Below are 25,752 nucleotides of genomic sequence, written 5' to 3'. Positions count from 1 at the left end.
TTCGCCTTGCTTCAAAATCGCAATGATCTGCGTATCGCTGAAACGAGATTTCTTCATAAAATCAGTCCTCAATATGAGGTGACAATATCTCTACTTTTGAACTCGATCAATTAGCGGGGGGATTACCTCTTAACCTTAGTTTACGAAATCGGACTTCGTGTCTTGAAGCCGAACTGGCAAAGGTGTGTCACTTAGAGTCGAGATCCAGTCCCTCTTTTGATCGGGCATCAGATTTGGTCGAAAGAAGCTAAACGGGTGAGCGCGCGTGCCATTGGGGTCCGGTTCAGGCGCCGTGAGTGTTTCCTCAAATGTTACACCACTGATATGACCTCAATAATTCGGACTATTTCAGGCAGGAATTTTCCACTTAAACTCCCGTTGTCGGGAGGAGGAGAATTTGATGAAAGCCTCAAAATTTTCGGGAGCCCAGATTGCCTTTGTTTTGAAACAGCCGAAGACGGCGTGGCGGTCGCCAAGGTTTGTCGTGAGCCAGACGGCGTTTGACAGCTGGCAACATAAGCATGTTGGGTTTATGCCATCGGAGATGAAGCAGTTATGGCAGCTGGAAGCAGAAAACGGGCGCTTGAAGAGGCTGGTTGCTGAACTTTCTCTAGATAAAGCTATGCGTCAGGATGTTTTGTCAAGAAAGGCTCTAAAGCCTGGTCGCAAACGGTTGCTTGTTGATTAAGTGTGTGAGGTGTGGATTGCTTCAATTGGCATGGCCTGCAAGGCTTTGAAGGTTGATCGTTTATTGTACACCTGCAATTCAAAACGTGACGATCAGGCTGCTTGGAAGTTGAGCATAAAAGACATCTGCTAAGCTCGGGTTCGGTTTAGTTAAAGGCGGATTCATGTGTTGCCACAACGAGTAGGCTGGGTAACCGACCCAAAGCGCGTTCGGCGTCTTTACAATGAGTTGGGACCGCAATTACGCAATAACGCCCCCAAATGTCGATTTAAGGCCAAATTGCGCTCCGATCGCCAAGAGCCAACACAATCCCACCAAATCTGGGCAATGGACTTTTTTCATGCCCAATTAGCAACTGGTTGGAAAGTTCGGATCCTGGCGATCGTTGTTACCTACGCGTGGTATGCGCCGGCCACCGATCTGAAGTTTAGCTATAATGGCGGTGATGTCGTTATAACGCTTGCAAAGGTCTGTCAACAAATCGACTATCCACGAGTTATACGGTGCGACTACGATAGTGAGTGCGTCTCTAGGGATCTTGTTTCGAAGGCCAACCCAAAAGGCGTTGTTGTGGAATGTTTCTAGTTCGGGAAAACCAACAGATAACGCCTTCATAGAAAGCTCAAACAAATCATGGATACTTTCGTAGACTGCTAGGAACTTGGTCCTCAGGCCGTTTTCTAAGATAATCCATCATTTGATCGGGGGGTATCGCGCTTGGCTTGGGCAGTGACAGGTGTTTAGTATGTCCCCTGACATGCTCTTATATTTAGGCACCTGAGTTGTTATATGAACATTCCTCATCTTAAACCAAACTATACGTTCCCTAAGCTTACAGCCATGCAGTGTGACCAAAAATTTGCTTTTGAAGCAAAGCGTGCTGCTATGGGACGGCATATCATTTCACGTTGGGGGTGGGACGAAGATTTTCAGTGGCAATTGCACTTACAACGCTATAACGAGAAACCTTTTTTAAATCAGACAAAAAGCGACACGCCTTGGGACCGTTTTTTTCCAAGTTGTGTCTGATCATATCAGATTTGGTGAATTTTATTTGTTCCCTCATTTTCAGCGACAAGGGATAGGCTCACAGGTCCTTACACATTGCCTCATAGTTGCGGACGAACTGAAGCTTCCGGTTAAACTGGAATATTTGTACTGGAACCCTGTGGGGTCCCTCTATCGTCGCTGCGGATTTCGAGAAACAGGACATTCTGAGATCCACTGTTTAATGGAGCGCTCTGTGGGCGGTTTTTCCTAAACGCTGCCGTTTGTCGCTTCAGCCCGCTTGAAATAGACTGCTTTTAAATCTGCTTCGATGTGGAAGCCCTAATTAGGCTTCAGCATAAGGTTCCAGAAAAACTCTTTCATCAAAATGAAGACCAGCGCCTTACTGACTAGGCGATTGCTCGACACCTTGTTGAGAGGTTTCAGAGGCTCAGAACAAAGCTCTCATCCTTCCATCAGATCGGAAATTTCTTAGCAATGTGTCCGGATAGGACTTTTTCTGTCTTCTTTGACGCTCAAAAGCAAATTGGAAACGGCACATACTCGTGCTCGAGCAGGAATGAATTCAAGCAACCCAAGACAATGTGGTTCCGCGTTCCAAGGCTAAAACCCGATCTAAGGAGAGAGAGATGCAGATTCTTGCTGTAAGTAAAGTTGCACAAGGTGCAACGATGGAAAAAGTAAGCGAGCATGGCCCTCACGAAGTCAAGCACACAATGGAAGCCTATCTGGACGGAAAAATTCGGAACTTTTGGTTCCAGGTGAACCGTCCCGGTGTGGTCTTTATTCTGGAATGCGAGAATGAAGATGAAGCACGTAGCATTCTAAACGAACAGCCATTTGTCGATGTCGGTTTGATGGAATTTGACGTGTTTCCACTGCAACCTCTTCTTCCATTTGGCACGTTGATTGGCCGTAAACTTGCATTCTGAGAATTGAGCGGACAGTAGTGTTTGATTCAGATACGAGCCGAGCGGCGCGGAATTAATGTTATAATGCGTTAACTCCGCGCCGCAGCGACACAGTTCAACGGTTCCCAAATCGTCGTCTGTATTCAGTCGGTGTAATACTTGTACACTTTTTAAAAATCCTACGAAAAAAGCTCGTGTTTTCGTAGCCGACGCGTGCTGAAATCTCTTCAAATGGAAGTCGTGTGTTGACCAGTTTTGTTTTTGCCGCTTCAATTCTAATGAGCTGCAAATAACCAGTGACTGTTTCGCCTGTTGCAGACTTGAATCTTCGGTTGAACTGGCGCACGCTCATGCCCGCTTCTGCGGCAAGGGCGTCGACATCCACATGCGCCTCGAACGTACATTCAATGCGATTTTGAACATCCTTGATGACACTGTCACTATGGTTTTTCTCTGGAGTGAACATTGCGAAAGGCGATTGGGTGATACGATCCAGGTCGACCAGGGTGCATCTGGCGCTTTGAAGTGCGATTTCCCGCCCGCAATACTTTTCGATCAAGTACAAAGATAAATTCAGCTCTGCAGAAATACCACCTCCGCAGAAAAGCCGTTCCTCGTCAGTAACCAGTAGATCGGTCCGTAAGTCGACGTTCGGAAAACTCTTCTGAAACTGCTTTGCCATTCCCCAGTGAGTGGTTGCCTTTTTTCCATCAAGCAATCCGGTGGACGCAAGCGTGAACGCGCCAGCGCATACACTGGCGAGGTCTGAACCATTCTCAAAAGCGGATTTGAGCCATTCGGTCCGGTTAGCATGACTAGCGGAGCGCGGATCAAAAAAGAACCCTTGAGAAGGGACAATCACGAGGTCCGGGAATTCGATGTCATGCATGCTGCAATTTGGAATGACTGGCACATCATTGATAGCTGTAACAGGATTTCCGTCGGCAGTAACAATTTTCACCTCGAACATCGGCGCAGGTGCTTCGCCCATGGTTACGTTCCACAGCACACCGGCCTGCAGAAACATGTCCATTGGCGAGGCGATGGATGACAGCACGCATTTATCTGCTGCAAGGATGGCGACTTTTTTCATAGCTGTCATGTCCCAATCAGACTTTCCAGCTATGAATAGCGTTTTTTCGTATGCCAGTCACGAACTATCATTGATCAAGATGGGCAACTTCACCTCATGATAGAAACACAGGATGTCCGCCTATGGTCCTTTAATTCAATCCGAAATTGCGGTTTGCCAGTGCTTTCGTACATCCGCTCGGTTCGCATTTTACTCTGAGGTTTTGTTCTTCCAACACAACGCCAGCATGGGTTCATATGAAACGAAAAATGGGGCAAACCGTTGGTAAGCGGTTTTGCCCCATATTGCTTTCGAAACAGGATGCTGGTGCTGTCCCTTACTTTTCTTTCAAGGCATGTGCGATTTGGTCTCGCAGTGGTTTAATGAAGTAGGAAAGGACGGTCCGCTCCCCGGTTTGAATGAAGCCTTCTACTGGCATGCCGGGAACAAGTGTCTGCCCATTCAGCTTTGGCATTTCACTTTCAAGGATTTTCAAGCGTGCCAGATAAAATGTTTCACCTGTGACCTCGTCTCGTGTCAGGTCTGGAGAAACATTAAGAACAGCTGCATCAAGCTCTGGTGTTGTTCGTTGATCAAATGCAGAGAGGCGGACATATGCATTTTGCCCCACCTGAAGCTGATCCACGTCGACTGGCTGAACGCGGCTTTCAATCACAAGCTCTGTGTCTTGCGGCACAACGAGCATCAGAGTATCGCCCGGTGCAATCACACCGCCAACCGTATGTACTGCAAGCTGATGGACGAAACCGGATTGCGGAGCGCGAATGTCAATGCGTTTCAGGCGATCTTCGGCTGCAATTTGCTGCTCTTCAAGCTCGGCGATCTGAGAGCGGATATCCTGTAATTCTGATAGGACTTTTTCCAAAAACTCCTCGTCCAGCTGAAGGATCTGAACGCGTTTTTCGCTGATTGCTTCTCTGGTCTGCGCAATTTGGGAAATCAAACCACCGCGCTCACCAACCAGTTCAGCACGTTCGCGCTTGATGGCGGTGACCTGTGACGCGTTAATGAGGCGTTTTTCCAAAAGAGTAGAAAAGTCGCTGAGCTGCTGGGTGACCAGATCAATGCTTTCAACTTTGGCGTCGCGTTGAACTTGTAGACCTTCAATTTGTTGATCGAGCTGTGCAATCTGCTCACCAAGTTGCTTTTTACGGCCTTTGATGCCCTGTTTGCGGGCAGCGAATAGCGCTTGTTCACCATCCAAAGCTGCGGCAGCGATTTCATCGGTGCTTGTAAGTTCAACCAGTGCGGCCGGGAAGGTGACGCTATCCTCGCCGCGCCATTCCGCAGACAGGCGTGCTTCCTGCGCTTGCATTTGGTGCAGGCGTTTGCGAGTGATCGCAAGATTGGCCTTCACCAAGGTCTCATCTAGCCGGAAGAGAACATCGCCAGCGTGGACTGCATCCCCGTCTTTGACCAGAATTTCGCCAACAATACCGCCTTCTTGGTGTTGCACTTTCTTGGCCTGACCATCGACGGCGATGGAACCGGAGGCAATGACTGCACTATTGATTTTGGCAACTGAGGCCCAGCCACCAAGGCCGAGCACCAGCACGCCAACGAGCGCTAGGCCCCACCGCAGGTGTTTACGACGAGAGTTTTGGATGCTGGAAAGGGTTGTTTGCTCAGGCATGTGGCACCACGCTTAACGATCCCGCTGGCGCAGCCGCGGCTGGCTTTTTAGCGGACGCCGGAGCCCCGGCAGGAGCACTAATTTTCGGGAGGACTTCTTCTTTCGGGCCGAAGGCTGCTTGTTGACCATCCTTGACCACGAGCAGAAGATCGACCGCGGAGATGGCGCTTGGGCGGTGTGCAACCACGATGACAATGCTGCCAGCGTCCCGCATCAGTTTGATGGCGCGGGTCAGAGCTGCTTCCCCTTCTGAATCCAGATTGGAGTTGGGTTCATCAAGCACGATCAGGAACGGGGTATTGTAAAGAGCACGAGCCAGACCAATACGCTGGCGCTGACCGGCAGACAGCAATGTGCCGCCCTCGCCAACTTGCGTGTCATAGCCATCCGGCAAGCTGGTGACAAGATCATGTACGTTGGCAAGCTGAGCTGCTTTCAAGACGTTTTCATCATCACGGCCCGGTGCAAAGCGGGAGATGTTCTCTGCAATCGTTCCGTCAAAGAGCTCAACATCCTGTGGCAGGTAGCCAACTGCTGTTCCGAGCCGGTCTTCGGACCACTGGTTCAGCTCTGCGCCATCCAGTCGTACAGAACCGCGCAGGATTGGCCAAACGCCAACAAGGGCACGAACCAGACTGGTCTTTCCTGAGCCTGACGGGCCGATGACCCCCAGCCCATCACCTGCGTTGAGGGCAAAGTTGATGCCACCCAGCGTCACAGCGCGTGCTCCTGGAGGCGCGGTCGCGACCTGCTGTACATTCAGGTTTTTGCTTGGCAGAGGCAACTCCGTTTCCGGTGCGCTTTCATCGAAACCGTCCAGTGTCTTGTCCAGTCTTGCACGCGCCTGACGCGCAGCAATAAAGGTGCGCCACTGACCAACCGCTTGTTCGACTGGGGACAAAGCCCGTGATGTGATGATGGACGCTGCAATCATAACACCGGGAGAAACTTCCTGACGGATAGCCAGCCATGCACCAACGGCCAGAACAGCTGAGCCGAGCAAAAAGCGGAAGGCTTTGATGCCGGTAGCAAACAGAGACGCGCGGTCCCCGGCTTTGGTCTGTGCCTCGTAAAAACGGGTGTTGGCTTCATCCCACTTGTTGGTGAGTGTGGCGCTCATACCAAGGGCACGCACCACTTCCGCGTTGCGGCGAGCGCCGGTCCGGGTGTTACTGCGCTGTGCATTTTGACTTGCCAGCTCTTTGGAGGGAGCACGGCTCATTAACTCATTCGCCAAAACGAGCGTGAGAATGATGATGGCACCCGCGAGAGCTAGCATGCCCAGCCAGAAGTGAAGGACGAAGACCAAGCCCAGATAAATAGGCATCCATGGAATATCAAAGAGAGCGGCTGGACCTTGGCCACCCCAGAACTGACGCATGGTTTCCAGATCGCGGATCGGGTCTACGTTTTTGCCGCTGTTGCCCATGCGCAAAGGAACGCGCAGGTTGGCCAAAAATGCGGTACGCGAGAGGCGGGCGTCGATCTCCTGCGAGATTCGCGACAGGCCGCGCGCGCGAATGCCTTCCAGCAGAGCGAAAAACAGATAAAGGATAGCGGCGAAACTGGCGATAATGACCAGCGTTGGCACGCTGTGGCTTGCCAATACCCGGTCATAGATTTGCAGCATGAACATTGGACCAGTCAACATCAATAGATTGATGACCAGACTCAAGACGCCAACGCCTGCATACCCCGAACGTGACGCGGCAAACGCCTCGGCGACCAGTGGCCGTTGTGACGGCCCACTCTTCGATGTACTCATAGATACTCCCGAAACCACCAGACCCCAATCTAAAACGCTGGTTCGTCTGCTCGGCACGCTGGCCGGACTTTTTCTGCGCAAAGAAACTGGCGGTTATACCTCAACAAAAGTTGCGTACCCATCCTACGGAATTTGAACACTGTAGGGAAGGGTTAAGGCCCGAATTTTCTAAGATTTGCGCAGTTTGCGATATGAGTTACAAGATTATGTTTTAATTAAATAATTATACAACCTGCCACAAGGGCAGGTTGTACGTATTTTAGCTCTTATGCGAACATGAAATCGTCAGCGCTGATGAGGCTGGATTCGATGCCGGTGAGCGTGATGGAACCGCCGTCATAGCTGACAACCGTGTCTGCACCTGTGTCCTGAACTGTGAGGTCTGCAAAGTTGCTTGCGCCGCTTTCAAACATCATAAAGTCCAAACCATCGGAGAAGTCGATGATTGTGTCAGCATCACAATTGATGTTGAACACGAATGTGTCGCTTCCGGTGCCGCCGGAAAGGGTGTCATCGCCCTGACCGCCTTCAAGAACATCGTCACCAGCGTTGGCATAAAGAGCGTTGTCAGCACTGTTGCCGATCAACTGGTCATCGCCAGAGCCAGAGTACGCATTCTCAATCACGGTACCACGCATGATAGCCATGTTACCGGTAAGGCCATCAACGTCAGAATAGGTCTCAGCAATCAAAGAGATTTTCTGATCTGCGGTAACAGAGCTGAAGTTGATGCTATCAATGCCGCCATTATCGATGACTGTGAAGGCGACTGGTCTCAGGTCTGCGATCTCATCATAGTAACCACCAGCAGTTGAGTTTTCACCATATACGGTGGACTCAGTGCGCAGGTCTGCTGTGGTGCCATACAGTTCTTGCATCGCAAGGATATCTGCAATCATCGGAGAGACAACGTAAGCAAAGCTGGCGTCGACACTCGTGTTGTCCCGCTGATCGAAGTAGGACATCACAGATGCCTGCCAGGAATCGTTGCTATAGTGGTTGTCTACGCCGTAGTCCGCGCTGCCGTTGTAGTTTCCTGCATGACCAAGACCCATGGCATGACCGATTTCATGCATGTAAGTTTGGAATGCATAACCATCCAGATCTGTGCCGTAGGAGGCAACCCAGTCAGTGCTGACGTTTACAAAGGACGAACGGATTGTGCCGCCTGAGGTTGACGAAGTTGAGTATGCACCACTTTCGTTGTCGTCAAATGTGATCTGCGCATTGGATGTGACGAATTCAAAGTTGATGCCGGTCGTCATGGTCCAGGCTTGCAGGGCCTTGATTGCAAGTTCCCGACCGTCAGCATTAAGGTCGCCGATGTCAACGGTGATTGCTTCACCCGGGCTTACATCAAAGGAGCGACGGCTGTCGTGGTTGCTTTCCCAGAAACCATCAGTCAGTTGTGCTGCGATTTGGTCGTTTGTGAAGGCATTTGGATCGACCGGTTCATCTGGGTCTACCGGATCATCTGGATCAACGGGACCTGCATTGGAAGTCAGGGTGATTTTATAATCACCTGTTGTATCGCGGCCAACACCTGTTGCCCCTATGTAAAACTTGCCTGAGGATGTTGCTGTGAAGGTGACTAACGAATTAAGCCCTTCTCCGCTGTCATCATCCATTGCGATTGCTTGGCCTTCAGAATCGAAAATATAAAGATAGGTATCAGGAACCCCGTCGGCGCCAAAGCTGTCAAGGGAGATCGTGTAAGTAACGCCAGCTTCCACTTCAAATGCGATCGCGTCGGAATCACTGCGAGTGCTTAAAGTGCCTTCGAAGGTATCACCAGCTGCAATGGAGTAGGGGGTTGATGTACTGAAAGGTGCATCACTTCCTTCAACAAACTCGGCTTTGAATTTTTTTCTATTCTTAAACATTGTATCTCCTAGAGTAATAGAAGTATTAAGCCGCTTAATCGTATTAAGGTTGCATCTAAAATCAATATAAACATTTTTAGATTTCACAGAAGAAAGTAATTAAATGAATATAGTACAATAATATTTGATATTTGAGCTGCATTAAATTATAATATATATGACATATTTTAAGTATGAATTAATCGATTTTTCCGCAAATGTTAATCTAAACCATTAGAATATTTGTGTTAAATGAACCACTGCAAGCGGGAAATCATTCCATGATAGGGTTGCTTTTTGGAAGGCATGAGAACATTATTTCTCAGCAAATCAAATAAATCTATAATCAATACTTATTATTATTTACTGATTCTACTCAAGCTAAGTGTATCCAAGCGCGAGGGTTCGTGACGCTGCCGGCTTATGTTCCAACAATCAATTGTCTGCCTTAACTCAATATTGAAGTGTTTGAAGGAAACAAACAGGGCACACCTTGGGCAGGTGATCGTTGTTTGGTTCTTGGTTTTGGGACACAGGCTTTGACAGGTTGAATTGCCTTTCTCTAATATACCGGGCAGGAAAGGCACAGCCGGGGTATCGGAGTAATGACAGTGATCAATCTTACAAAGCTCTGGGACAAGCTCAACACTATTGCGTTTAAGGCGATCTTTATTGCTCTTAACAAAGCCCAGGTTGAGGAGTTGGCGAGGGCGGCACAGCAACGTCAAGCGGAAGGCCGCGCACTTAGCCCCATTGATGGTGAGCTGGTCGCTATCAAGGGGAATATCGCTCTGCAAGGACTTGCGACAACAGCAGGTTCGCTCGCCTATGCTACCGGTGTTGAACCCGACAACGCGCCTGCTGTGCAACGGGTGATTGATGCCGGGGCTATTCCAATCGGCCCTGCCAATATGACTGAGTTTGCCTTTTCTGGTTTGGGGTTAAATCCACACTATGGCAACTCCCCCAATGCGTTGGATGCTGAAAGCGTCCCAGGTGGCTCTTCGTCAGGTTGCGCATCTGCGATCTCTAGTGGGATTTGTGATTTGGCCATCGGGAGTGATACCTCCGGTTCCACGCGTGTTCCTGCTGCCTTTCAAGGCATTTGCGGCTATCGGGCTACGATGGGTCGCTACCCTATGGAAGGCGTTGTTCCGCTTGGAGCCAGCCTTGATGTGCTCGGTCCAATGGCGCGTACAGTTCACGGCATACGAAAACTTGATGCTGTGATGTCTGCTCAAGCTAAGCATGTCGGGAAATCACTCAGGGCCCAGCCCTTCCAGCTTGTGGTGCCAGACATGGAGGGACTTGGCATCTCCGATGAGATTATGAGGATGTTTGATGTTTGCATCGAAACGCTGTTTGACGCTGGTGTCGATGTGGTTCGCAAGGATCTTCCAGCAATCTTACGGACACACCAGCTTTTCGCTGAATATGGAACATTGGTTAGCGTTGAAGCCCGAGAGCAGGTTTGTCGATTTTTAGATTTGAGTGATGCTCAGATTGATCCTCAGATAAAGTCGCGTTTGGAGGGCGTCCTGCCAATGACTGCAAAGCAAGTTGCCTACCTAAGGCACCAACGCGCCATTTTGCAGGCAGAGATAGAAGCGCAACTTCAAGGCGGGTTCTTGTTGATGCCGACAGTACCTGAGTTGCCGCCACGTGTTGTTGAGGTTGAAAAAAATATAGAGTCGTTTCAAAAGGCCAATGCCACCGCGTTGCGCTTGACGATGATCACCGCATTTTTGAACATGCCGTCTCTTACGCTTCCAGTTGATCCGTCCAAACCATCACACAGTATTTCGGTATGTGGTGTTGCGGCACAGGACGAACACGTGCTTGCTGCAGGCGAAGAGGTGGAGCACTTACTGCGGTAAAGGCAATTTCTACATAGCAGCGCACGATCATCGTAAACAACGCAGCTTCTACCGAAAAAACGCAAATCCGCGCAAACTGGTAGGGGTGCTTGCTTATTCATGAGGATATTTCAATGTCAAGCCACCGATAAGCGCATCTCTGTACTTGAAACGCCCTGCATTCAAGCTAGAGTCACATTAAATTTTTTTGGGTTCAGGCATAAGAAATTCCAGAGGATCGTTCATGAAACTACTGACTACATGCGTGGCTGCGGCGGCTCTCATTGGGTTCTCGTTTGCAGCTCAGGCTGAAACGCGCGTTACCTATAAATCAGCGAAGACCTCATCCTCCTACTACCAGATGGCTGTCCAGATTGCAGAAGCCATGAAGGAAGCTTCCAACGGGGATATTATTGTTACTGTTGAGGAGAGTCAGGGCTCCGTTCAAAACGTGATGGAAGCTGCTGTACGTCCTGGAAACTATGTTTTCACCACTCCTCCTGTGCTGGTAAAGCTGGCTAAGGATGGCAAGGCAATGTTTGAAAAGCGCGCGAACCCAAAGTTTGGTGAAATCCGCGCTCTGTTCCCAATTCCTTCTTTGACCATGCATTTCGTTGTGGGAGAAGATGCCGGAATTGAGAGCTTCGCTGATTTGAAGGGTAAAAAGATCCTCATTGGTAAAGGCTCATTTGGTGCCAAAGAAGGTGCAAAATACCTGAAATTATTTGGTCTTGAAGGGCAAGTAGAACTTGCGGACGTTGAGCTTTCCAATGCTGTTCCTGCTTTGAAGAATGGCCAGATTGACGGCTTTGTGACGGCAGGTTCATACCCGGCTCCAAACGTTATTGAAGCGGCGGCGGGAACCGGCGTGAATGTGCTTTCGCTTTCAGATGAGCAGATTGCAAAAACCAAACGTACCAAACTGGTTATTCCAGCAGGCACATACGCTGGCCAAGAGGCTGATATTACGACAACATCCCTGCCAGTTGTGGCCTACGCAACAACGCAGATGGATGATGAAACAGCCTATGCAATGACCAAGAATTTTTGGGATCACAAAGCCAAAATGGGCAAAGGTGCTGCTTGGTGGGACGGCGTTAATGCAGACTTGCTGAGTAACATCAGCGGTAAGATACACCCTGGTGCGCTTAATTTCTACGAGGAGGCCGGATTCCCGGTTTCTGACAGTCAGCGCTAAGTTCACGCATTTATACAAATACTTAGGCCCGAGTTGAACTTCGGGCCTTTCCCTTCTTAGGTCGCTCCCTTGAATAGTCTTCATCGTTCTGTCTGGCTGGTTTTAGGCCTTGCAACTGTCGTGTTCCATTTGGGACTGATTTTTTCCGGCCTCGTGCCCAATCTGGTCAGTCGCCCTTTACATATGGCATTGGCATTGCCGTGGGCGCTCATTTTTATGGCCCGCACTCCAATTGAAAGAGTGAGCGGTTATCTGCTCACAGCCTTTGGGTTGTTTGCAACAGGCTGGATTGCATGGAACCATGCCGACCTTTCTGATCAATATGGCTATTTGACCGATAATTTTCAGCTGTATCTCGCTGTGGGACTGCTGATCACCGTGCTGGAAATGGCGCGCCGCGCTATTGGTTGGCCTTTGCCGTTGGTTGCGCTTGTTGCGCTGTGCTATGGGCTTTACGGCAAGCATATTCCAGGGGAGTTTGGTTATGCTGGGGTGCCGGTAGAAAGCTTCCTTGGAACCATGACCATTGCTGAAGGAGGTCTATGGGGTAAGCTTACCGGCGTTTCTGTTGGTGTTGTTGCGATCTTCGTTATCTTTGGGGCGTTCCTTAACGCCGGCGAGGCAGGTGCAGGTTTCATGAATGTTGCCGCAGCTGCTGCAGGAAAGCTGAAGGGCGGCACCGCTAAAGTGTCTGTGATCTCCTCTGCCTTGTTTGGGTCCATCTCGGGTTCTGCCTCTGCCAATGTGGCGTCAACAGGTGCAATTACACTGCCTGCTATGACGAAACTTGGGTATCCCAGAGCGCTGGCTGGCGCAGTGGAAGCGGTGGCCTCTTCCGGCGGTCAGATCATGCCTCCGTTGATGGGGGCAGGTGCGTTTGTAATGGTTGAGCTGACCGGTGTCCCCTATACGGGCATTATGGCGGCCGCTATTTTGCCTGCACTCTTGTACTTCTTCGCTGTCTGGATGGGCATAAATGCCTTTGCACGCCGGTACGAACTGAAAGGATTGGCACCTGAAGACCAGCCGGGAACACGATCAGTGGTCATCACATCGCTGTTCTTTCTTGTACCGTTTACCGTTCTGCTCTGGGCGATGTTTGTGTCGCGTTACACCCCGCAATATGCTGCTTGCCTTGCTATTTTGGCGGCGATGGCTTTGTTGTTGATTGATAAAGATTTTGCAGTGGACTGGCGCAAAGTTTGGAAACGCAATGAACAGGCATTGATGAATTCTGGTAAGCAAGTGGCTATGATTGCCTCTATCATTTTGTGCGCGTCAATCATCATCGGCACATTGGGTGTTACCGGTCTTGGCGTGAAGATCACCTCGCTTATCCTGTCCGGCTCCGGTGGAATGCTCTGGCCGGCTCTGCTTCTGACCGCATTGGCCTGTATGGTTTTAGGCATGGAAGTGCCAACAACAGCGGCCTATGTCATCTGCGTCTCTGTTGCTGGTCCAGCGCTAATTGACATTGGATTACAACCACTTCAGGCACATTTGTTCGTATTCTGGTTTGCGTTGCTTTCCACCATCACCCCACCAGTGTGCGGTGCTGTCTTTATTGCAGCGGGAATGGTCAACGAGAACTGGTTGAAAGTGGCGGCATTTGCAATGGCGCTAGGGATTGGGCTCTACCTTATCCCATTGGGAATGATCGCAAATCCGGCCCTGATCACCGTTGTAAGCTCACCGTTTTGGTCTTTGTTTGCAGCTGTGAAAGTTGGGCTTGCGCTTAGCGCAATCTCATACGGCGTGATCGCCCCGTTTAAGCCCCTGCTGCGAGCTGGACTGGTCGTCTGCGGCGCAATTCTGCTGTTCATATAAGGGTTTATAAAAAAGACAGGCGCTGCTCAATTAAGGACAGCGCCTGCAAGTAGAAGATTAACCCAGTGCTACCTTGGGAGGTTAGGCAAACTGGGTTAGATTTGTGAGGTTCAAAACCTCGTCAAACACCTGCGGTGCCGCACCCAAAACAGGATACGGAGCGCTTGGATTATCAGCGACAGGAAATGGGAGTATCTTCCCGCCAGCTTCTTCAATCAGGCAATACGCAGCCATGCAGTCCCAGGCCGACATGCGTGGTTCAACGTAGCCTACCAAGCGCCCCGCAGCGACCCATGCCAACATTAAAGCGCCAGAGCCATAACGAGTGTAGCTCACGCCTGCAGACATAAGATCTTCAAACATTTGACCAATTTGCTTCGGTGAGACGCGGTCATTCGCGCCCACACCCAGCATTCCGGTTTGCAGGTTAAACCGGTCCGTGACACGAACCGGAGTTCCATTTAAGGAAGTACCTTTGCCGCGCATTGCGGCAAAACGTTCCCCCAAAACGGGGACATCAATCACACCAATTGCTGCGCCATCCTTATCCATGACAGCGATGCAAACGCACCAGCCAGGAAGGCCGTTCAAAAACGGCGCTGTTCCATCAATCGGATCAATAACCCACGTGTAACCTGTTGATCCATCAACGAAACCAAATTCTTCACCAAGCTGTGCATCCTCAGGAAAGCTCTCTGAAATCAGGCTCCGGATCTTCTGTTCAACAGCTTTATCAGCTTCGGAAACAACATCTTGAGGATGTCGCTTCACATCAATATCCAGATCATCGCGATTGGCGAAATGCTGCAACGCCAACTCCGCGCCTTGATCGGCCATTTTCTGGGCAGCATTGAAGCGTTTTTCCAGCTCTGCGGCTTGGTTCAGTTCTGCTTGAGCGGTCATTTTTTCCCGCCAATCAGTGCTAAGCCACGGACATCAAAGTCGATACCGACCGTTGTGCCGTTTTCAAGCTGATGGTTTGTTTCGTTGTCGATGACAAACAGGTCACCAAGATCGCTCAAAACCTCATACTGGAAATGATCTCCAAGATACGCGGCGCTCTTGATCTTGCCGGTTAGCCCGGTTGTGTTTTCTTTATTGAGCTTGATTGAGTTAGCACGTGCTGCCAGTTTCGCCTTGCCAACACTATGGTTTCTGTTGCGCAACAAGTACTTAGCATCACCAATGGCAATGTGCGCACTGTCTTCAACAATACTGCTGATGTCACAATCTAGGATATTTGCTTCACCAATAAAGTCAGCGATGAACTCTGAAGCAGGGCTCTCATAGAGCTCAAATGGAGTGCCATCCTGTTCGATACGGCCATCACGCATGACAACAATACGGTCAGACACAGCCAAAGCTTCTTCCTGATCGTGCGTTACATAAACGGCTGTGAAATCGAGACGCTGCTGGATTTCACGAATTTCTGTACGTACGAGACGACGCAAGCGTGCATCAAGGTTGGACAGCGGCTCATCCAGCAGCAGGACTTGCGGTTCAAGCACAAGCGCGCGTGCCACAGCAACACGCTGCTGTTGGCCTCCGGAAAGCTCTGAAGGAAGGCGCGGTGCTTTTTCACGCAGGCCAACTAGGTCCAGGCCTTTAAACGCCAGCTCCTCGGCATTCTTGAGCCCGCTGGACTCCAGACCATACTTCACGTTTTCCAGAACACTCATATGCGGGAACAGTGCGTAGGACTGGAAAACCATGGATACGTCGCGCTCATTAGGCGGAAGACGCGTAACGTCCTGACCACCAATCATGATCCGGCCTGAGGTTGGAGTCTCCAACCCTGCAATCATGCGCAGAGTTGTTGTTTTGCCACATCCTGATGGCCCAAGAAGAGTAACCAACTGACCCGGCTCTATAACGAGATTAAGGTCTGGGATTGCAGTAAAGTCGCCGTAGTTCTTTCCGACATTTTCGAAGCGGACTTGACCAAAATTTAAATGAGTCATGCTGCGACTTCCTTCAATTTGCCCTCGCGAGGAGATTTCTTCGTTTTATTTTCTGGACGGCGTAGTTTTCTTTCGCCAACGATCAGCTGGAACCCAACAATCACTGTAATCATCACAAAGATCAGGACAGAACTGTAAGCAATCGCAACACCATATTCGCCGTTTTCAACCAGACCGACGACGTAGGCCGTCGCCATATTGTATTTTGCACTCACAAGGAAGATGACCGCAGAGATTGAAGTGATGGCACGCACAAAGCTGTAGACCAACGCAGCTTGAATGGCTGGGCGCAGCAGTGGCAGTATCACTTTCTTCAGTGTACGCGCACTGTTAGCACCAAGTGTCAGGGATGCTTCATCGAGATTCTTGTCAAGCTGGGACATTGCAGCGACACCACCGCGAACACCTACAGGCATGTTTCGGAATACGAAGCAGAAAATCAAGATCAGCGCTGTACCCGTCATTTGCAGTGGTGGAAGGTTGAAGGCGAGGATGTAGCTGATACCGATAACTGTTCCGGGGATCGCAAAGCTCATCATAAGACCGAACTCAAACGCGGACTTACCTGGGAAGTCCTGACGAACAATCAGCCATGCGGAGAGGATACCAACTGCCGCTGTCAAAGGAGCTGCCGCAAGTGCAATCCACATGGTGGTCCAGAAGCTGTTCCATGCAACGCCTGTGAAGGAAAAGCCACCTTCAAACGATACGGCAAAAGCTGTTATATAGTGATCCAGCGTTACACTGTGATCCAAACCCCAGACCTTCACAAAGCCGCCGAAGAGGATAAGTCCGTAAACAGCGACGGTGAAGAGGCTCCAGAATGCAACCACTGTCCCTACCGGGATCGCAATGCGCTTTGGAAGTTTGGCGTAACGCCCGCCATCGCCTTTACCCGTGACAGTCGCAAAGTTACGTTTGCCGAGCCAGACACGCTGCGCAAAGAATGCAGAAAGCGTGAAGATCAGCAGGATTGTTGCAAGCACAGCTGCCCGTGATGGGTCGCTTTGAGCACCAACAACAGCGAAGAAAATTTCGGTCGAAAGGACCCCGCCATTGCCGCCCAGAACCATCGGGTTACCAAAGTCAGCCATGGATTCAATGAAGCCGATCAGGAAAGCGTTAGCCAAGCCTGGTGCCATCAAGGGGAGGGATACCTTGCGGAAGGTTCTCCAGCGACCAGAGCGCATTGTCTGGCTTGCTTCTTCCAGGGACGGGCTAATGCCTTCGACAACGCCAACCAGAACAAGGAAGGAGATCGGTGTGAAGCTGAGCATCTGGGCTAACCAAATGCCAGGCAGGCCGTAAATCCAGCGTCCTAGTTCAAGGCCTGTCGCGGCTTCAATGGATTCAGTGACAAACCCGGTACGGCCCATCATCAGTGTCAGCGCCAAACCAATAACAAAGGGAGGTGTGATGATTGGCAGAATGCTAAGAAGTCTGAGCCCCTTGCGGAATGGCATGTTTGTGCGCGTTACGATCAACGCGAATGCAAGACCAAGTGTGGTAGAGCCAGCTGCCGTACAAATGGCGAGAAACATAGTACGCCATGCAATGCCACAGCTGCCCCCTGCGAGGCAAGATAGCTTCCAGATTTGCGGGTCAGTGATGTTACGCATCACGCCTTCGGTTGTAAAGTTTCCGCGAAAATCCTGAAATGCCCCTGCGAACATGGAGAGAATTGGATAGAAAACGAATGTGACGACCAGCAAAATCAACAGTGTGACTGCCGATAGCACAATCGCGTCGCCTTTTAAGGCGCCTTTTTCTGCAAGCCCAAATGAGATGAACCCTGCAAATGACAGAAGGAGGAAAATAGCGCCGGCACCAAACGCAGGTTGCCCTTCAATCGAACCGAACGTTGCGGTCAGCAAGTCCCAGTTCCAGCCGCGTAGGCCAATGGACAAACCTTGTATGACCATCCACGCGAGGCCCATTGCGCCAATCATAGCGATGAGACTACCACGGCGGCCCGGTGCAGCTTTCTGGCGAAGGAAGCCCACAGTACCAACAAGAGCAAACACTGGAAGCAGTTGCAACTTGCCAAGGTAAAGCTGGAAAAAGCCTGGCCAATAGCGCGGGTTGCTCAGGAGGTCATGGATCCATTCGCCGCCGAAAAAGCCGCTGCGAATGTGGAACCAAGGCAATATAAACAACCCAAGGACGCCGCATATGAGTGCGAGGTCCAGCCGACGATTTTCATTTGTCATTTGGAAAAAACCAGATTTTTGGAGGAAACGGGGCAGGTGTTAACCCACCCCGGTCTCAATCAGTTTGCGGCAGCGCCAACTTCCATGTCCCAGCGTGCCAATAGGTTTCTACGGCGTTCGCTGCTTCCGTATTGTGCAAAGTCGTAGTCAATCAGACGTACGTTTTCGAGCTTTGGAGCTGCTTCTGGCTGCGTAGAAGCTTTATTGGACGGAATCTGGTAGGAGCCAGTTTCTGCCATCAGGTTTTGAGCTTCTGGAGTAAGAACCCAATCGTAGAACACTCTTGCTGTATCTGGGTTCGGCGCGCCATCGATGAGAGACATGGACCCGATTTCGTATCCAGTGCCTTCACATGGAGCGACAACCTCGATTGGGAAGCCTGCTTCAGCTTGCTTTACCGCATCATGCATAAAGACGATACCAAGGCCTGCTTCACCACGTGCGGCCGCTTTAACAGGTGCGGAACCGGACTTGGTGTATTGAGACACATTTTTGCCCATAGACAGCAGGTACTCAAATGCTTCGTCTTCACCCATCAGCTGGACGAGCGTTGCAAGAGCAGTATAGGCGGTGCCAGATGAGTTCGGGTCAGCAACAGAAATTTCGCCCTTAAGAGCTGGGTTGAGCAAGTCAGACCAGCATTTAGGCCCTTCAATGCCCTTTTCTGCAAGGATCTCTTTGTTGTAACCCCAACCTAGAGCACCCGAATAGACGCCAACTGTGCGGAAGCCTGAGGTTTCAGCTTGAGCGACAGCCCATGGAAGAAGCTCTTCCAACATTGGTGATTTGTAAAATGCTGAGAGATCATCGTTTGCAGCTTGCAAATGCGGATCACCGGTGCCGCCCCACCAGACGTCCGTTTGCGGGTTGCGCGCTTCTGCGCGGATCTTTGCATAAGCCTCGCCAGCCGAAAGTCGGATCATACTTACGTCAGTACCGGTTTTCTCTTCAAACGTCGCTGCGAGCTTTTCGCAAAGCGAATTGTCAGCTGAACAGATAATGTTTACTTCGTCTGCTGAGGCTGCACTTGCGGTCGCTCCCACACCCGCAATAAGTGTTGCCCCTAACAAGGCTGTCTTGATAGATCTCATATTAACTCCTCCCAAACACGTTGTGTACACGTGTACATACAATAATCTTATATATTTTATCAATGTCAACTTTATTCCAATAAAGACTAATTTGTTTTCTGGATATTTCTTGATATGCAGATGCGAACGTGTTCACAAGTCAGCAGAATTAATGTCCGAAAAAGTGTCTTCAAGAAAGCAGCAAGTGAGAGCTGTGGATGTCGCGCGCCACGCGGGGGTGTCCCGTGTTTCTGTCTCCAGAACCTTTACACCAGGGGCGAGTGTTTCCGCTTCCACGCGTGCTAAAGTACTGAAATCCGCAGAAATACTGGGGTATCACGTAAATCGATTGGCCAGTAGCCTTAACCGCTCAGAGAGCGGGATCGTTGCTTTGATTGCCGCTGAGATCGAGACGCCACATCGCGCTACGATGATCGCTGAGCTTTCAGAAAAGCTTCAGGCTGCTGGTAAGGTGACGATGCTGATCAACACCAGCGGATATGAAGAGCGTGTACAAGATGCATTGCTTCAGGCCATTAGCTTTCGCACAGAAGCTGCAATTATTTTGTCTGGCGCACCAGATCCATCGCTTGCTGATACCTGTTTTAGCAACGGTATGAAGCTGGTTCTGATCAACCGTGAGGAAGATTTTCCCGGTTCGTTACAGATCGGCCCAGACAACAAGGCCGCGGGCAGGACAGCATTCAACGCTCTTTTGCGTGCTGGATGCCAGCGAATCGCTCTGTCTAACTCTTCAAACGCTACTTCTGGAATTTTGGAGCGTGAAGAAGGGTTTTTAGAAGCAGCCGTTGAAGCGGGTGTGAATGTAATCTGCGAGGTTGCCGGCGTTACCTCATACAAGGCCGGGCTTGAAATCGGGACCAGGTTGATGGATCGGGAAGATCGTCCAGATGGTGTGTTTTGTACGACAGATTTGATTGCGTGCGGCGTAATTGATGCTGCCCGTCAACGGTTTGGTTTACGGACGCCTGAAGACCTTTCTGTCATCGGTTTTGATAATATTCCTCAGGCAGAGTGGGAGGGCTACAATCTTACAACCTTTGCCCAACCAACTGATCTCATTATCGATAAATGCCTTGAGTGGTGCACGACCCAGCAACCTTCTACCGAAGCAGTAAAACTTCCTGCGCGGTTTGTTTGGCGTAACAGTGTACAAAAGGTGCTGGTGGCTCAGTCACAGTAAGACTAAGAGAACCCCATTAAACCAATTTGAACTGCTTGCCCCGTGTTTAAAGCGCCCCTGTAAATCCTTGCCACACCAGGTATCCGAAGCCGCGCATGCTGCGGGATTCCAGCAAATTCAAAGAGGATTGCAGCAAAATACCTAGGGGAATTCGAACCAATCTCAACTATGTCTCATTGAAAATTAGGTGGACTTGTTGATTGGTTGAGACAAGGTTGCATAAGAGTGAAAAGGTTCATCGATCAGTGGCGAAGCTATTTTGGGGAGTTCCCCCCTACAGCCGCTGTCTTCGTACTGTTCTACCAGAAAGATGGGTTAGGTTTCCTGCCTTACCAGCTTCTCAGGGATACTCTGGGTTGGCAGGAGAAGACGAAATTATCTTTAACCGCGCGCGTAAGCTGGGCAACCGAATCCTTAGAGAAGGGCAGAAATGTCTCTTTGTGACTTACTTCCCCAATTTTGACACCTATCCTTCGCCATGTAGCTCTGGTAATTAGCACTCGGGGAGGTTGCTAAACGATATACACTTTAATTCGGTTCCTGAGGCCCGTACTGTTTCAGGCGCAGGGCATATTATTTCTCACCAATGCCCCAATGAATTCTTGCTCGCACTCCCGATCCCGCTGATCCCTTTCTTAGGAAAAGAACATCGTTTGATGTTGTCGAGGCCGCGAGCCGGAACCTTACGTTTCTATCCATTATCCGCAAAATCCCATGAAATGGTGACACTTACACCATTGATATTTCCATTGAAGGCTAAGTGAAGCGCCTTCTTTGATACATGATTGAAAAATATGGTTGAATTTCTTTCCTTAAAGGATGCTGTAACCAAGTACCTTAAAAGCGGTGATAGCGCTGCTTTTGAAGGCTTTACGCACCTTATTCCCCACGCTGCTGCCCACGAAGTCATACGGCAAGGCATTGATGAGCTGACTGTTATACGTATGACGCCTGATCTTATCTATGATCAGCTGATCGGCATGGGCCTCGTCAAGAAAATGATTTTTTCTTACGCGGGCAACCCAGGAGTTGGGTTGTTGCGCCGCGTACGTGACGCTGTCGAAAATGGCTGGCCGCGCTCTATCACACTTGAAGAACACTCTCACGCCGCGCTTGCCAATGCGTATGAAGCCGGAGCTGCAGGCTTGCCTTGCGCGGTTTTTCGGGGCTACCTTGGGACAGACCTTCAGCGTGTAAATCCCAATATCAAATCCATCACGTGCCCTTTTACAGGCGAAGAACTCGCCGCAGTTCCTTCAGTTCTGCCAGATGTTGCATTCATTCACGCCCTCAAGGCAGACCGAAAAGGGAATGTGCTTATTGAGGGGATCCTGGGTGTACAGAAAGAAGCCGTGATGGCTGCAAAAAGCTCCATCGTGACAGTTGAAGAGATTGTTGATGATCTGGATACGCACATGAACGCAACGATTTTACCTCATTGGGCAGTCTCTGCAATTTGCGAGGTTCCAGGTGGGGCGCATCCTTCATATACGCAGGGCTATTATCGCCGGGACAACAAAACCTATATTGATTGGGATACAATTGCGGTTGATCGGGGGAAATTCCAGGCATGGATGGAAGAGCATGTTTTGAAGCAAGACCCTGGTGTTTTTGCTGATCGCATAAAAGGTCTGGAGGTGACCCAATGAGTGATTTGGACTTCACCCCTGATGAGATGATGGCAATTGCTGCCTCGCGTGCTTTAACGAACACCGATGTTTGTTTTGTCGGGATCGGCCCTCCCTCCGCTGCATGCAACATTGCCCGTTTGACACATGCTCCAGACATTACGCTGATTTATGAAAGTGGCACCATTGGTACCGCGCCTGATGTTTTGCCGCTTTCTATCGGCGATGGTGAGCTGTGCGATACCGCTTTGACCACGGTCTCTGTTCCAGAAATGTTTCGCTATTGGTTGCAGGGCGGCAAAATCACGGTGGGTTTTTTGGGGGCTGCTCAGATCGACCGCTTTGCCAACATCAACACAACCGTTGTTGGTGATTACGAACACCCGACAGTGAGACTGCCAGGGGGTGGGGGTGCGCCAGAGATCGCCTCGTCCTCGCAGGAGATTTATATCACCATGAAACAGAGTAAACGTGGCTTTGTGGAAAAGATCGACTTCTTCACATCGTTCGGTCACGGAGAGGGTGGAGACCATCGTGCGCGTATGGGTATTGCAAGCAAAGGGCCGACTTTGCTCATCACCGACCTTGCTATTTGGAAGCCGGATCCTGTCACCAAAGAGCTGACAGTCGTCTCATTGCATCCGCGTACGACGAAAGAACGGGTGCAACAAACAGTGTCTTGGGCTGTACGTTTCAGCGATGATTTGCAGGAAACCCCTGCGCCGACTGAGGAGGAGTTGTCTGTTCTGCGCGCACTTAAAGCGCGAACGGCGGCGGCGCAGGCGGGTAACAAAGTGGAGACGGCCTGATGTCTGAGGCATATATTTGCGATTATATTAGAACACCAATTGGCCGTTATGGCGGAGCGCTCTCTTCTGTGCGTACAGATGACCTTGGAGCACTGCCGATTAAAGCGCTGATGGAGCGAAACTCTTCCGTCGATTGGGAGGCCGTTGATGAAGTCTATTACGGCTGCGCCAATCAGGCTGGTGAAGATAACCGAAACGTAGCACGCATGGCTGCTTTGTTGGCTGGTTTGCCAGAGGCGGTTCCAGGTACAACCTTTAATCGGCTGTGTGGGTCCGGAATGGATGCGATCATCGCTGCATCTCGCGCCATCAAAACGGGTGAGTGTGACTTGGTGATTGCGGGCGGTGTTGAATCTATGTCCCGGGCACCGTTTGTGATGCCAAAAGCAACCTCACCGTTTTCACGGTCAAGCGAAGTATTCGATACCACCATCGGCTGGCGTTTTGTAAACCCGAAGATGAAAAAGCAATTCGGTATCGACAGCATGCCAGAGACTGGGGAGAACGTCGCTGAAGATTATGGCGTTTCCCGTGCTGATCAGGATGCATTTGCAGCTGGTTCGCAAGCGAAAGCAGCGGCAGCACAAGAAAACGGCCGCCTGGCACGAGAGATTTTGGATGTAACGATCCCTCAGCGAAAAGGGGATCCAATCATCGTTTCAAATGACGAGCACCCACGTGCAGGCACAACTGCTGAAAAACTTGCAAAGCTTCCAACTCCATTTCGCGAGAACGGAAGCGTTACGGCAGGCAATGCATCCGGGGTGAATGATGGTGCTGCTGCGTTGATTGTGGCTTCGGCAGCTGCTGTGAGAAAATATGGTTTGACCCCGATTGCACGTGTATTAGGTGGTGCGACAGCGGGTGTTGCTCCACGTATTATGGGTATTGGCCCAGCACCTGCTGCCAAGAAACTTTGTGGTCGTTTGGGGCTGGAACCTGCCGACTTTGATGTCATTGAACTGAACGAAGCCTTCGCAAGTCAGGGCATTGCGGTGTTGCGGGAGTTGGGTCTGGATGAATCTTCCGAGCATATCAACCCAAATGGCGGTGCGATTGCATTAGGTCATCCGTTGGGGATGTCTGGCGCGCGGATTACTGGAACGGCTGCTCTTGAACTCAGCCTGCAAGGTAAAAAACGAGCGTTGGCAACCATGTGTATTGGCGTAGGGCAGGGGATTGCAATTGCACTTGAAAGAGATTGATAGGCAGTGACCTCGCTAGAAGCTTAACTTTCTGCATTTCGTAACTTGAGCGCCGACTATCCGTGGATCGGCGGCGCTCAAGCGAAATATCGGTCGTTTTGTAGATCACGAGTAGCACAAGGCAGCTGACAAGGTGAATGATGATGACAAGCCGTAATGAGGTAATAAAAAGAGCGGAAGCCTACTTTGACAGTGGTGAATTCCTATCCGACTTGGCGCGGCTTATCGCAATCCCGACAGAAAGTCAGAAACCCTCTCAAAAACATCAGCTGATGCGTTACCTGACACAAGAGGTGCAGCCACTTCTTGAGCAGCTTGGATTTGAAGTCCGGATTTTTGAAAACCCCGTTTCAACCGGCGGCCCCTTTCTGGTCGCAGAACGAATTGAGGACCCAGACCTGCCAACCATACTCACTTACGGTCATGGCGACGTCGTTCGTGGGCAGGCCGGAAGCTGGAGGGATGATCTGGATCCGTTCGTTCTGAAAGAAGATGGCGAGCGAGTATACGGGCGCGGTACGGCAGATAACAAATGCCAACACCTGATCAACCTGAAAGCACTTGAGTGCCTTCTTCAGGATAAAGAGAAATTGGGCTTCAACTGCAAGGTCATAATTGAAACCTCTGAGGAAACAGGGTCCGCGGGACTATTGGAATTCTTCGAGGATCATCAAGATTTACTCTCAGCGGACGTTCTAATTGCCTCTGATGGTCCGCGTTTGCAGGCTGATACGCCAACAGTGTTTACTGGCGTGCGCGGGGCACAAACTTTTACCTTGCAGGTGAAATTGCGTGAAGGGGCAAACCACTCTGGGAACTGGGGCGGCTTGCTTGCCGATCCAGCGATTATTTTGGCCCATGCGATTTCCTCAATAGTAGATGAGCGTGGGCAAATCCATATTCCCGCATGGCGCCCAGATAGTTTGACGCCAGAAATTCGCGAATCCTTGAAAGGTTTGCCAGTTGGGGATGCACGAGGACCGGAAATCAGCAAAGACTGGGGGGAGAAGGGCCTTACGCCAGCAGAACGGGCTTATGGCTGGAACTCATTTGCTGTGCTTGCTTTAAAATCTGGGGTTCCTGAAGCGCCGGTAAACGCAATTGACGGTGTTGCATTTGCAACCTGCCAGCTTAGATTTGTGGTGGGCACCGACCCAGACAACATCATTCCAGCACTCAGGGAACATTTGGATGCGTATGGGTTTAAGGATGTGGAGATCCAACAAGACGAGCGGTGCTACTTTAAAGCTTCCCGCCTTTCTACAAAAGACCCATGGGTGCAAATGACAGTGGCTTCTCTGGAAAGAACCAGTGGTAAGAAAGTCCACTTGCTCCCGAATCTGGCCGGGTCTCTTCCTAATGAGTGTTTTGCTGATACGCTGGGTCTGCCAACAGTGTGGGTTCCGCATTCATATGCAGGGTGTTCCCAACATGCGCCTAACGAGCATATCTTGAAACCTGTTGCCCGAGACGCCCTTCGTAATATGGCGGCGTTGTTCTGGGATATTTCTGAAAATGGGGCTCCTGTTTGATGTAGGATAGTCTTTTCAGATGTATCAGCGCGTTTATAAGCCGCAAAAAACCTCATGATTTAAGGGGCTTATGAATATTCAGTAAGCTGGCAGTGGAGAAACTTGGTTTCTTTCCAAAAAAATGCATTTGGCCGCTGGACAGGAGAAAATTGGCACCCTATAAGACGCTCACCTTCGCAGGACGGAAACAAACCCGCCCAGCAGAAAGTGCCCGAATAGCTCAGTTGGTAGAGCAGCGGATTGAAAATCCGCGTGTCGGTGGTTCGAATCCGCCTTCGGGCACCACTTTTCC

Annotated in this window: 19 protein-coding genes and 1 tRNA gene; 12 read left to right on the top strand and 8 right to left on the bottom strand. The window is 50.4% G+C overall.

All coding sequences use genetic code 11. The annotated features are described in order from the left end of the window. Positions 1-400: 400 nt before the first annotated feature. The 3 genes from BMZ51_RS18040 to BMZ51_RS18025 all read left to right on the top strand — a co-directional run bounded on the left by BMZ51_RS18040 (position 401) and on the right by BMZ51_RS18025 (position 2,628). Entirely contained in the window at positions 401-688 is a 288-nt protein-coding gene (locus BMZ51_RS18040) for a hypothetical protein (protein ID WP_068004759.1), read from the top strand. Between the two features lie 1,021 nt (positions 689-1,709). Then, positions 1,710-1,949, top strand: a complete 240-nt coding sequence (locus tag BMZ51_RS24780; protein WP_161941208.1) for a GNAT family N-acetyltransferase — start codon at positions 1,710-1,712, stop codon at positions 1,947-1,949. A 376-nt stretch (positions 1,950-2,325) separates the two neighbouring features. Beyond that, complete coding sequence (locus BMZ51_RS18025; RefSeq protein WP_068004765.1) at positions 2,326-2,628, top strand: YciI family protein; 303 nt, start codon at positions 2,326-2,328, stop codon at positions 2,626-2,628. 94 nt (positions 2,629-2,722) lie between these two features. Here the strand turns inward: BMZ51_RS18025 and BMZ51_RS18020 are convergent, their stop codons facing one another. The 4 genes from BMZ51_RS18020 to BMZ51_RS18005 form a co-directional block, all read right to left on the bottom strand. Beyond that, positions 2,723-3,700, bottom strand: a complete 978-nt coding sequence (locus tag BMZ51_RS18020) for a GlxA family transcriptional regulator (RefSeq protein WP_074882221.1) — start codon at positions 3,698-3,700, stop codon at positions 2,723-2,725. A 316-nt stretch (positions 3,701-4,016) separates the two neighbouring features. Then, positions 4,017-5,333, bottom strand: coding sequence for an HlyD family type I secretion periplasmic adaptor subunit (locus tag BMZ51_RS18015; RefSeq protein WP_068004768.1), 1,317 nt, complete (start codon positions 5,331-5,333; stop codon positions 4,017-4,019). Next, complete coding sequence (locus tag BMZ51_RS18010) at positions 5,326-7,098, bottom strand: type I secretion system permease/ATPase (protein WP_068004770.1); 1,773 nt, start codon at positions 7,096-7,098, stop codon at positions 5,326-5,328. The genes BMZ51_RS18015 and BMZ51_RS18010 overlap by 8 nt, the downstream gene beginning before the upstream one ends. 266 nt (positions 7,099-7,364) lie before the next feature. Then, positions 7,365-8,981 (bottom strand): M10 family metallopeptidase C-terminal domain-containing protein, encoded by a 1,617-nt coding sequence (locus BMZ51_RS18005; protein WP_068004771.1) that lies wholly within the window; start codon positions 8,979-8,981, stop codon positions 7,365-7,367. Between the two features lie 584 nt (positions 8,982-9,565). On the opposite strand from BMZ51_RS18005, the gene BMZ51_RS18000 reads away from it, so the two are divergent. The 3 genes from BMZ51_RS18000 (at position 9,566) to BMZ51_RS17990 (ending at position 13,841) form a co-directional block, all read left to right on the top strand. Next, a complete protein-coding gene (locus BMZ51_RS18000) occupies positions 9,566-10,837 on the top strand; it encodes an amidase family protein (RefSeq protein ID WP_068004773.1) in 1,272 nt (423 codons plus the stop codon). 223 nt (positions 10,838-11,060) lie between these two features. Then, positions 11,061-12,014 carry a TAXI family TRAP transporter solute-binding subunit gene (locus BMZ51_RS17995; RefSeq protein ID WP_068004775.1) on the top strand — a complete coding sequence of 318 codons (954 nt, stop codon included), beginning with the start codon at positions 11,061-11,063 and terminating at the stop codon, positions 12,012-12,014. A 69-nt stretch (positions 12,015-12,083) separates the two neighbouring features. Beyond that, positions 12,084-13,841, top strand: coding sequence for a TRAP transporter permease (locus BMZ51_RS17990; protein ID WP_068004776.1), 1,758 nt, complete (start codon positions 12,084-12,086; stop codon positions 13,839-13,841). Between the two features lie 81 nt (positions 13,842-13,922). Here the strand turns inward: BMZ51_RS17990 and BMZ51_RS17985 are convergent, their stop codons facing one another. The 4 genes from BMZ51_RS17985 to BMZ51_RS17970 are packed head-to-tail and all read right to left on the bottom strand — an operon-like array spanning position 13,923 to position 19,103. Beyond that, positions 13,923-14,744: an inositol monophosphatase family protein gene (locus tag BMZ51_RS17985; protein WP_068004778.1), complete on the bottom strand. Its 822-nt coding sequence runs from the start codon at positions 14,742-14,744 to the stop codon at positions 13,923-13,925. Continuing rightward, on the bottom strand, positions 14,741-15,802 hold the full coding sequence (locus BMZ51_RS17980; protein ID WP_068004780.1) for an ABC transporter ATP-binding protein: 1,062 nt from the start codon (positions 15,800-15,802) through the stop codon (positions 14,741-14,743). The genes BMZ51_RS17985 and BMZ51_RS17980 overlap by 4 nt, the downstream gene beginning before the upstream one ends. After that, complete coding sequence (locus BMZ51_RS17975; protein WP_068004782.1) at positions 15,799-18,012, bottom strand: ABC transporter permease; 2,214 nt, start codon at positions 18,010-18,012, stop codon at positions 15,799-15,801. The genes BMZ51_RS17980 and BMZ51_RS17975 overlap by 4 nt, the downstream gene beginning before the upstream one ends. A gap of 59 nt (positions 18,013-18,071) precedes the next feature. Further along, on the bottom strand, positions 18,072-19,103 hold the full coding sequence (locus BMZ51_RS17970) for an ABC transporter substrate-binding protein (protein ID WP_068004784.1): 1,032 nt from the start codon (positions 19,101-19,103) through the stop codon (positions 18,072-18,074). 151 nt (positions 19,104-19,254) lie between these two features. On the opposite strand from BMZ51_RS17970, the gene BMZ51_RS17965 reads away from it, so the two are divergent. From BMZ51_RS17965 to BMZ51_RS17935, 6 genes are all read left to right on the top strand, one after another. Then, on the top strand, positions 19,255-20,286 hold the full coding sequence (locus tag BMZ51_RS17965; RefSeq protein ID WP_068004785.1) for a LacI family DNA-binding transcriptional regulator: 1,032 nt from the start codon (positions 19,255-19,257) through the stop codon (positions 20,284-20,286). A 794-nt stretch (positions 20,287-21,080) separates the two neighbouring features. After that, positions 21,081-21,935 (top strand): CoA transferase subunit A, encoded by an 855-nt coding sequence (locus BMZ51_RS17955; RefSeq protein ID WP_068004789.1) that lies wholly within the window; start codon positions 21,081-21,083, stop codon positions 21,933-21,935. Then, positions 21,932-22,723, top strand: coding sequence for a CoA-transferase subunit beta (locus BMZ51_RS17950; protein ID WP_068004790.1), 792 nt, complete (start codon positions 21,932-21,934; stop codon positions 22,721-22,723). The genes BMZ51_RS17955 and BMZ51_RS17950 overlap by 4 nt, the downstream gene beginning before the upstream one ends. Further along, positions 22,723-23,928, top strand: coding sequence for a 3-oxoadipyl-CoA thiolase (gene pcaF, locus BMZ51_RS17945; RefSeq protein WP_068004792.1), 1,206 nt, complete (start codon positions 22,723-22,725; stop codon positions 23,926-23,928). The genes BMZ51_RS17950 and pcaF overlap by 1 nt, the downstream gene beginning before the upstream one ends. 143 nt (positions 23,929-24,071) lie before the next feature. After that, positions 24,072-25,460, top strand: a complete 1,389-nt coding sequence (locus BMZ51_RS17940; protein ID WP_068004888.1) for a M20 family metallopeptidase — start codon at positions 24,072-24,074, stop codon at positions 25,458-25,460. A 209-nt stretch (positions 25,461-25,669) separates the two neighbouring features. Continuing rightward, a tRNA-Phe gene (locus BMZ51_RS17935) sits at positions 25,670-25,745 on the top strand. The last annotated feature ends 7 nt before the right edge of the window (positions 25,746-25,752 follow it).

Source organism: Pseudovibrio axinellae (assembly GCF_900110875.1).
GTDB classification, from domain to species: Bacteria; Pseudomonadota; Alphaproteobacteria; order Rhizobiales; family Stappiaceae; genus Pseudovibrio; species Pseudovibrio axinellae.
The sequence above is the reverse complement of the archived record's forward strand: the minus strand, read 5'-3'. Positions and strand labels throughout refer to the sequence as shown.

Bases quoted from the DNA above. Each gene is read 5' to 3' on its own strand.
- BMZ51_RS18040 (WP_068004759.1), top strand. From the start codon at position 401: ATGAAAGCCTCAAAATTTTCGGGAGCCCAGATTGCCTTTGTTTTGAAA.
- BMZ51_RS18025 (WP_068004765.1), top strand. From the start codon at position 2,326: ATGCAGATTCTTGCTGTAAGTAAAGTTGCACAAGGTGCAACGATGGAA.
- BMZ51_RS18020 (WP_074882221.1), bottom strand. From the start codon at position 3,700: ATGAAAAAAGTCGCCATCCTTGCAGCAGATAAATGCGTGCTGTCATCC.
- BMZ51_RS18015 (WP_068004768.1), bottom strand. From the start codon at position 5,333: ATGCCTGAGCAAACAACCCTTTCCAGCATCCAAAACTCTCGTCGTAAA.
- BMZ51_RS18010 (WP_068004770.1), bottom strand. From the start codon at position 7,098: ATGAGTACATCGAAGAGTGGGCCGTCACAACGGCCACTGGTCGCCGAG.
- BMZ51_RS18005 (WP_068004771.1), bottom strand. From the start codon at position 8,981: ATGTTTAAGAATAGAAAAAAATTCAAAGCCGAGTTTGTTGAAGGAAGT.
- BMZ51_RS18000 (WP_068004773.1), top strand. From the start codon at position 9,566: ATGACAGTGATCAATCTTACAAAGCTCTGGGACAAGCTCAACACTATT.
- BMZ51_RS17995 (WP_068004775.1), top strand. From the start codon at position 11,061: ATGAAACTACTGACTACATGCGTGGCTGCGGCGGCTCTCATTGGGTTC.
- BMZ51_RS17985 (WP_068004778.1), bottom strand. From the start codon at position 14,744: ATGACCGCTCAAGCAGAACTGAACCAAGCCGCAGAGCTGGAAAAACGC.
- BMZ51_RS17980 (WP_068004780.1), bottom strand. From the start codon at position 15,802: ATGACTCATTTAAATTTTGGTCAAGTCCGCTTCGAAAATGTCGGAAAG.
- BMZ51_RS17975 (WP_068004782.1), bottom strand. From the start codon at position 18,012: ATGACAAATGAAAATCGTCGGCTGGACCTCGCACTCATATGCGGCGTC.
- BMZ51_RS17970 (WP_068004784.1), bottom strand. From the start codon at position 19,103: ATGAGATCTATCAAGACAGCCTTGTTAGGGGCAACACTTATTGCGGGT.
- BMZ51_RS17965 (WP_068004785.1), top strand. From the start codon at position 19,255: ATGTCCGAAAAAGTGTCTTCAAGAAAGCAGCAAGTGAGAGCTGTGGAT.
- BMZ51_RS17955 (WP_068004789.1), top strand. From the start codon at position 21,081: ATGGTTGAATTTCTTTCCTTAAAGGATGCTGTAACCAAGTACCTTAAA.
- BMZ51_RS17950 (WP_068004790.1), top strand. From the start codon at position 21,932: ATGAGTGATTTGGACTTCACCCCTGATGAGATGATGGCAATTGCTGCC.
- pcaF (WP_068004792.1), top strand. From the start codon at position 22,723: ATGTCTGAGGCATATATTTGCGATTATATTAGAACACCAATTGGCCGT.
- BMZ51_RS17940 (WP_068004888.1), top strand. From the start codon at position 24,072: ATGACAAGCCGTAATGAGGTAATAAAAAGAGCGGAAGCCTACTTTGAC.